Origin of the sequence: Kitasatospora sp. NPDC087271 (assembly GCF_044744605.1) — a bacterium.
In the GTDB taxonomy this organism is placed as follows: domain Bacteria; phylum Actinomycetota; class Actinomycetes; order Streptomycetales; family Streptomycetaceae; genus Kitasatospora.
The window spans coordinates 25,815-33,194 of the sequence record NZ_JBIUYQ010000016.1; the positions used below are offsets into that span (position 1 = coordinate 25,815).

5 protein-coding genes are annotated in these 7,380 nt (G+C 71.1%); 4 read left to right on the forward strand and 1 reads right to left on the reverse strand.

Annotation, left to right across the window (positions count from 1 at the left end; all coding sequences use genetic code 11):
- Positions 1-143 precede the first annotated feature (143 nt).
- The gene (gene pyk / locus ACIO9K_RS24875; protein ID WP_400333220.1) at positions 144-1,574 is read right to left on the reverse strand and encodes a pyruvate kinase; all 1,431 of its coding nucleotides are present in this window, start codon (positions 1,572-1,574) and stop codon (positions 144-146) included.
- Positions 1,575-1,855: 281 nt separating this feature from the next.
- On the opposite strand from pyk, the gene ACIO9K_RS24880 reads away from it, so the two are divergent.
- The 4 genes from ACIO9K_RS24880 to ACIO9K_RS24895 all read left to right on the forward strand — a co-directional run bounded on the left by ACIO9K_RS24880 (position 1,856) and on the right by ACIO9K_RS24895 (position 7,238).
- Positions 1,856-2,932, forward strand: a complete 1,077-nt coding sequence (locus ACIO9K_RS24880) for a hypothetical protein (RefSeq protein ID WP_363618940.1) — start codon at positions 1,856-1,858, stop codon at positions 2,930-2,932.
- Positions 2,933-2,940: 8 nt separating this feature from the next.
- The gene (locus ACIO9K_RS24885) at positions 2,941-4,572 is read left to right on the forward strand and encodes a VWA domain-containing protein (RefSeq protein ID WP_400333224.1); all 1,632 of its coding nucleotides are present in this window, start codon (positions 2,941-2,943) and stop codon (positions 4,570-4,572) included.
- Positions 4,559-5,134, forward strand: a complete 576-nt coding sequence (locus ACIO9K_RS24890; RefSeq protein ID WP_400333227.1) for a hypothetical protein — start codon at positions 4,559-4,561, stop codon at positions 5,132-5,134. The genes ACIO9K_RS24885 and ACIO9K_RS24890 overlap by 14 nt, the downstream gene beginning before the upstream one ends.
- 271 nt (positions 5,135-5,405) lie before the next feature.
- Positions 5,406-7,238 (forward strand): 5'-nucleotidase C-terminal domain-containing protein, encoded by a 1,833-nt coding sequence (locus ACIO9K_RS24895; RefSeq protein ID WP_363588921.1) that lies wholly within the window; start codon positions 5,406-5,408, stop codon positions 7,236-7,238.
- Positions 7,239-7,380: the final 142 nt, after the last annotated feature.

The following is a 7,380-nucleotide window of genomic DNA, read 5'->3' on the forward strand; positions in this document are numbered from 1 at the left end:
GGTGGAGCCCGGCCCCCGGCCCCCCGGGCCCACCCCCGTCCGCCGCCCCCCCCATGCCGCCGGGCCCCCCCCGGCCCCCCCCCCCCCCCCCACCCCCCCCCCGGGGGGGGGGGGCCCCCCCCGCAGGGGCCGCCCCGCGCCGGTCAGTTGTCCAGGGTCCCCACGTGGTGGACGCGGACGAGGTTGGTGGAGCCGGCGAGGCCGGGCGGGGAGCCGGCGGTGATGACGACGATGTCGCCCTTCTGGCAGCGGCCGAGCGACAGGAGGGCCGCGTCGACCTGTTCGACCATCTGGTCGGTGGTGGGGGCGAAAGGGCCGAGGAAGGTCTCGACGCCCCAGGTGAGGGCGAGTTGGCTGCGGACGGCGGGTTCGTAGGTGAAGGCGAGGACGGGGATGGGCGAGCGGTAGCGGGTCAGCCGGCGCGCGGTGTCGCCGGACTGGGTGAAGGCGATGAGGTACTTGGCGTGCAGGAAGTCGCCGATCTCGGCGGCCGCGCGGGCGACCGCGCCGCCCTGGGTGCGCGGCTTGTTGCCGGTGGTCAGGGGCGGCAGTCCGGCGGCGAGGATGTCGGTTTCGGCGGCCTCGATGATGCGGCTCATGGTCTTGACGGTCTCGACGGGGTACTTGCCGACGGAGGTCTCGCCGGAGAGCATCACGGCGTCGGTCCCGTCGAGGACGGCGTTGGCGACGTCGGAGGCCTCGGCCCGGGTGGGCCGGGAGGCGTTGATCATCGAGTCGAGCATCTGGGTGGCGACGATGACCGGCTTGGCGTTGCGCTTGGCGAGCTTGACGGCGCGCTTCTGGACGAGCGGGACCTGTTCGAGGGGCATCTCCACGCCCAGGTCGCCGCGGGCCACCATGATGCCGTCGAAGGCGTCGACGATGGATTCCAGGTTGTCGACCGCCTGCGGCTTCTCGATCTTGGCGATGACGGGGACGAGGCGCCCCTCCTCGACCATGATCCGGTGGACGTCCTCGATGTCGCGGCCGCTGCGGACGAAGGAGAGCGCGATCAGGTCGGCGCCGGTGCGCAGGCCCCACCGCAGGTCGGCGACGTCCTTGTCGCTGAGTGCGGGGACGGAGACGGCGACGCCGGGGAGGTTGAGGCCCTTGTGGTCGGAGACGAGGCCGCCTTCGATGACGAGGCAGCGCACGCGCGGCCCGTCGACCTCGACGACCTCCAGGGTGACCCGGCCGTCGTCGACGAGGATGCGTTCGCCGCGGGTGACGTCGGCGGCGAGGCCGGGGTAGGTGGTGCCGCAGATGTCCTTGTCTCCGACGACGCCGTTGTCGGTGGAGATGGTGAACTCGTCGCCGCGTTCGAGAAGTACGGGGCCGTGGGCGAAGGTGTCGAGCCGGATCTTCGGGCCTTGAAGGTCGACGAGGACGCCGACGCTGCGGCCGCTCTCGTCGGCGGCCTTGCGGACGCGGCGGTAGCGTTCCTCGTGCTCGTCGTGGGTTCCGTGGCTGAGGTTGAAGCGGGCGATGTCCATTCCGGCGTCGACCAGGGATTTGATCTGGTCGTACGAGTCGGTGGCCGGCCCGAGGGTGCAGACGATTTTTGCTCGGCGCATACTGCTGAGGGTAGGCATTACCGGCGCGTAACCACGACGCGGGTCCGGACGGCGGGATGACCTTTGCCGTAAGGCGAGTTGAACAATCTGACACATCCTCGGACCGGTGTGCGAGCAGCTGCCCGGGTGCCGTCGCCGTCCGGCCTTCCGATGCGAACCCGTGAAGGGGTGTTCACCCTTGGTTCACCGCCGGTTCGGCCGCCGCTCCCCGCCCGGCGGGACGCTCGTCACCCCCGGGTGACCACCCGGACGACGTAGCGGACGAGGGGGAGGCGTTCGGCATGAGACGCACTCTGGGGGTGTTGGCGGCGTTGGCCCTGCTGGGCGGGGTGACGTACGCGCTGATCCCGCAGGACGACCCGGGCGGCGACATCGTCACCGTCTCCGGCCTGATCGGTTCGGAGAAGCGCGACTTCTTCCAGGATCCGCAGGTCGTCGCCGAGTTGGCCAAGCAGGGCATGAAGGTGAACGCGGAGAGCATCGGCTCCTGGCTGATGGACGGCGACGCGAAGGACTTCGCGTTCCCGGCCAGTCAGCCGCCGGCCGACAAGCTGCGCGTGGACTGGAACATCAAGGAGGTCCCGGTCCAGCCGTTCTACTCGCCGCTGGTGATCCTCGCGCACCGCCCGGTGGCGGACGTCCTGATGGGCAACGGCCTCGCCACCCTGGACCATTCCACCGGGCTGTGGACGTTCCGGATGGACGCCTACCTGGCCGCGCTGAAGGCCGGCCGCACCTGGCCGGACCTCGCGGGCGCGACCGAGCACGCGGAGTTGAAGGGCCCGGTGTTCCTCACCACCACCGACCCGGAGACGTCCTCCTCGGGGGCGCTGCACATCGCCCTGCTGTCGTATCTGCTGAACAACCGCCAGGTGGTCTACGACCAGGCCGGGATCGACGCCACCAAGGACGTGCTGCGCACGGCGACGGCGATCCAGGGCGGCCAGAAGAGCAGCAGCGACGAGCCGTTCAAGGCCTTCCTGGCCGGGGTCGGCAATCCGCTGGTGCTCGCGTACGAGTCGCAGGCCGCCGCGATGGTGCTGAAGGGCGAGTCGACCGGCGACATGGTGGTGCTGTACCCGGACACCACCATCTACACCGACCACACCATCGTCGGCCGCACGCCGAACGGCCGGCGGCTGGCCGCCCAGCTGCACGACAACGCCGAACTTCGCCGGCTGGAGGCGAAGTTCGGCTTCCGCCCGCAGGACGACCCGGACGCCTTCGCCGCGCTGGTGAAGGGCAAGACCCCGGTCCTGGCGCCCGATCTCGCGGCGGCGAAGGTCAACCAGCCGCAGATTCCCGTGCCCGACATCCTGACCAGGCTGATCAAGGCCGCCAAGGGGAAGGCTCAGTGAACTCCCGGATGAAGAAGCACAGTTGGCCGGTCGCCGCGCTGGCGACCCTGCTGGCGGCCGCCGCCTGCACCTCCACCCCGCCGGGCCCGAAGCCGTCCGACCCGCCGGCCACGACGGCGCAGGCGGGGGTGCTGCGGGTACTGGCCGGCAGCGAGTTGCAGGACCTGGCGCCGGTCCTGGAGGACGCCAGGAAGGCGACCGGGGTGACGGTGCAGTTCTCCTGGACGGGCTCGCTGGACGGCGCGGACGCGGTGTCCTCGGGCCGGGCGGACGGCAAGTACGACGCGGTGTGGTTCCCGTCCAACCAGTACCTGCGGCTGGACGACGCGGGGAAGTCGAAGGTGCTGTCGGAGACGCCGGTGATGGTGTCGCCGGTGGCGGTGGGGGTGCGCTCCTCGGTCCTCGACGAGCTCGGCTGGGGGGACGGTTCGAAGGTCTCCTGGGCGCAGATCGGGGATGCGGCGTCGGCCGGGAAACTGGCGTACGGGATGGCGGACCCGTCCCGGTCGAACTCGGGCTTCTCCACGCTGGTGGCGGTGGCCTCGGCGTTCTCGGGTGCGGGGGCGGCGCTGACCGAGGGGGACGTGCAGAAGGCGGCGCCGCAGTTGAAGCAGTTCTTCACCGGCCAGAAGCTGACGTCGGGCTCCTCGGGCTGGCTGGCGCAGGCGTACACCCGGGCGGAACCGGGCAAGGTCGGGGCGCTGGTGAACTACGAGTCGGTGCTGCTGTCGATGAACAAGTCGCTGGCGGCGGACCAGCAGTTGACGGTGATCCGCCCGGTGGACGGGGTGGTGTCGGCGGACTATCCGCTGTCGTTGCTGTCCTCGTCCGCGCAGCGGGAGCGGGACTCCTTCCAGCGGTTGACGGCGTACCTGTTGAAGGAGGACGTGCAGAAACGGATCTCCGAGGTGACGCTGCGCCGCCCGGTGGCGCCGGGGGTGTCGCCGGCGGCCGGGCTGCCGGCGGACCGGCGCCGGGAGCTGCCGTTCCCGGGGAGCCGGGCGGTGGCGGACGGGCTGCTGGCCTCGTACCAGAACGAGCTGCGGCGGCCGTCGCGGACGGTGTACGTGCTGGACACCTCGGGGTCGATGGAGGGTTCGCGGATCTCGGCGCTGAAGTCGGCGCTGGGCCGGTTGACGGGGGCGGACGACACCCGGGCGGTGCGCCGGTTCCGGGACCGCGAGGAGGTGACGCTGATCTCCTTCGCGTCGAAGGTGAAGTGGGCGAGGACGCACGCCGTGCCGGCCTCGGGGAGCAAGCCGGGCCCGGAGGCGGAGCTGGCGTCGATCGACGCGGACGTGCAGTCGCTGGCGGCGTCGGGGGGTACGGCGCTGTACGACTCGCTGGAGGAGGCGTACCGGGTGATCGACCGGCAGCAGTCGGCGGCGGGGGACGACCGGTTCACGTCGATCGTGCTGATGACCGACGGGGAGAGCAACGAGGGGGCTTCGGACGGCGACTTCAAGCGGTTCCACGACGGGCTGCCGGCCGGGCAGAAGTCGATCCCGGTGTTCCCGATCAAGTTCGGGGAGGCGGCGGTGAGCCAGTTGCAGGGGATCGCGGACGTGAGCGGCGGCAAGCTGTTCGACGGGTCGGGTTCGCTGGACGGGGTGTTCGAGGAGATTCGTGGCTACCAGTGACGGGTTCGGCCGACGGGTGCTGCGGTACCTGGAGTCGGCCCGGAACCTGGTCGGCTGCGGGGGCGGCGCGGTGGGACTGGGGCTGCACTTCGCCGGGCTGGGCGGGGCGTGGTGGCCGGCGGTGGTGGCGGGGCTGTACGGGGCGGGCGCGCTGCTGACGCCGGGCGCGCGGACGGACCCGCCCGTCGTGCCGCCCGTCGTCCTGCCCGTCGATCCGCTGGTGCCGCCGGGGCCGTCGACGGCTTCCACGTCGACGCCCAGGCCGGAACCGGAGCCCGCGCCGGAGCTCGCACCGCGACCCGATCCCGAGCTCGCGGCGCTGGCCGACTACCTGGCCACGGTGCCGCTGCCGGATTCGGTCGGTGTGGCGGGCCTGCTGGCGGCGCTGCGCTCGGCGGAGCCGGGGCCGGTGCCCGAGGAGATCGTGCGGCACCGGCTGCCGGTGGCGGTGGCCGGCTACCTGCGGGCGCTGACCTGGCGGCCGTGGGCGGGGCCGGACGCCCCGGATCCGGAGGCGGAGCTCGGCCGCGAGGTGCGCCGACTGGTCGCGGACCTGAACTGAGGGCCCTGCCCCCGAGGGCCCTGCCCCCCTCCGAGGAAACCGGACAGGGCCCGGCCGGGGCCCCTTACCACCCCGCCCTCCGCGCACCCCCGTCACGAACGAGTCGCCAAGATCTCACCTGCTGGAAACGTCGGAGGGCTATCCACCGGCCGGGCCCGCACGGCACACTTCTACGCGCGTCCTTCTACGCGCGTCGATGCGCGTCGGCACGCCACCCGAACACCAGTTGACGGACCATCGGCCCGTCAGTCCCCACCCGGGAGAGTCGTCCATGCCCCTGAACCGCCGTGACTTCGTCACCCGGTCCGCCGCCACCGCAGCAGGCGCCGCCCTGACCGGCGGAGCAGTCGTCGCCGCCGCCCCCGCCGCCGTGGCCGCCGAGCCGGCTCCGGCGGCCGCCAAGGGCAAGCGCAAGGGCCGCAAGCAGGCCTTCACCGTCATGGGCACCACCGACCTGCACGGCCGGGTGCTCAACTGGGACTACTTCACCGACGCCGTGTACGCCGACAAGGCGCACAACGACGTCGGCCTCGCCAAGATCTCCACCCTGGCCAACCAGGTCCGCGAGGAGAAGGGCTGGGACCGCTGCCTGCTGATCGACTCCGGCGACATCATCCAGGGCACCCAGCTGACCTACTACTACGCCCGGATCGAGCCGATCGCCACCGACGGCGACAACGTGCCCGACCACCCCATGGCCGTCGCCATGAACCTCATGGGCTACGACGCCGCCGCGCTCGGCAACCACGAGTTCAACTACGGCATCCCCACCGTGAAGGCCTTCGAGGACCAGCTGGAGTTCCCGCTGCTGGGCGCCAACGCGCTGCACGCGAAGAACGAGAAGCCGGCCTTCAAGCCGTACGTGATCAAGGAGGTGTGGCTGGACGAGGACACCCCGCTGAAGGTCGGCATCCTCGGTCTCACCAACCCGGGCATCGCGATCTGGGACAAGGCCAACGTCACCGGCAAGATGGTCTTCCCGGGCATCGTCGAGACGGCCGCCAAGTACGTGCCCCGGATGAAGGCCGCGGGCGCGGACGTCATCGTCGTCTCCGCCCACTCCGGCATCGACGAGCCGACCACCTACGGCGACCAGCTGCCCTGGCCCGAGGACGCCTCCGGCGAGATGGCCGAGACCGTTCCGGGCATCGACGCGGTGCTGGTGGGCCACACCCACAAGGAGGTGGCGCAGCGGCTGATCGTCAACAAGAAGACCGGCAGGACCGTGGTGCTCTCCGAGCCGCTGTGCTGGGGCCAGCGCCTGAGCTGCTTCGACTTCGACGTCGAGTTCGCCGACGGCGCGTGGAAGGTCCTCTCGGTGTCCTCGCGGGTGCTGAACTCCAACACCGTGCCGGAGAACCCGGAGATCGTGGACGCGCTGACCGAGCAGCACAAGAAGGTCGTGGCGTACGTCAACCAGCAGATCGGCACCTGCAAGACGGATCTGTCGATCGCCGAGGCGCGGTTCCGGGCGACCCCGATCATCGACCTGATCGGCCGGGTGCAGGCGGACGCGGTGAAGGCGGCGCTGGCGGGCGGGCAGTACGCCAACCTGCCGGTGCTGGCGCAGGCGGCGCCGTTCAACCGGACGGCGCTGATCCCGGCGGGCCAGGTGAAGCTGCGCGACGCGGCGGGTCTGTACATCTACGAGAACACGCTGGAGGCGCGCGTCCTGACGGGTGCGCAGCTGAAGGACTACCTGGAGTTCTCGGCCAAGTACTACAACCAGCTGGCCCCGGGCGCGCCGGTCGACAAGGACGCGCTGACCGGCGCGGAGACCACGCCGGACTACAACTACGACTCGCTGTACGGGCTGAGCTACGACATCGACATCGCGCAGCCGAAGGGGCAGCGGATCGTCAACCTGTCGTTCCAGGGCAAGCCGATCGACCCGGCCGCGCAGTTCGTCCTGGCGGTCAACAACTACCGTGCCAACGGCGGCGGCAACTTCCCGCACGTGGCGCAGGCCAAGCTGGTCTGGTCGAACTCGGACGAGATCCGCAACACGATGATCGCCTGGGTGAAGGCCAAGGGCGTCATCGACCCGGCAGACTTCTTCACCGACTCCTGGCGCCTGGTGCGCGCCGGCCAGCCGGTGTTCTGAGCACCTCATCCGAAGGCCGTCGGCGCGGGACGAACCGTCCCGCGCCCCCCCCCAGAGGTGTGTTAGGACGGGGAGAAAGGGGGCCACAACGTGATACAGAAAAACAGGCGCCACCCCCCGGAGCGGGGGCAAAGCCACAACC

Bases quoted from the DNA above. Each gene is read 5' to 3' on its own strand.
- pyk (WP_400333220.1), bottom strand. From the start codon at position 1,574: ATGCGCCGAGCAAAAATCGTCTGCACCCTCGGGCCGGCCACCGACTCG.
- ACIO9K_RS24880 (WP_363618940.1), top strand. From the start codon at position 1,856: ATGAGACGCACTCTGGGGGTGTTGGCGGCGTTGGCCCTGCTGGGCGGG.
- ACIO9K_RS24885 (WP_400333224.1), top strand. From the start codon at position 2,941: ATGAAGAAGCACAGTTGGCCGGTCGCCGCGCTGGCGACCCTGCTGGCG.
- ACIO9K_RS24895 (WP_363588921.1), top strand. From the start codon at position 5,406: ATGCCCCTGAACCGCCGTGACTTCGTCACCCGGTCCGCCGCCACCGCA.